The 232-nt window shown below is 65.5% G+C and carries 1 pseudogene; it reads right to left on the bottom strand.

The features are described from left to right. Positions 1–232 (bottom strand): annotated as a pseudogene (locus tag E5W87_RS02005) (TIGR01620 family protein); the annotation flags it as partial.

Genomic DNA, 232 nt, shown 5'->3' on the forward strand with positions numbered 1-232 from the left:
AGGATGATCAGAAGCGCCAGCACCGCGATCACGGCCATCCCGGCGGCCAGCCAGCCCAGCCATTCGGCGCGCGCGAACAGATCGCGAATCAGCTGGTCGGTCCAAAGTCCGACAGCCAGCGAAACCAGAACGCCCAATGCGCCGAAGAACAGACTGCCGAACAACGAACGCTTCCGCGGCGCGGTCGCCGGCGGCGGTTCGGCGACGACGATGTCAGGTTCGTCGAAGACGT

Origin of the sequence: Mesorhizobium sp. (assembly GCF_004962925.1) — a bacterium.
Lineage (GTDB): Bacteria > Pseudomonadota > Alphaproteobacteria > Rhizobiales > Rhizobiaceae > Mesorhizobium.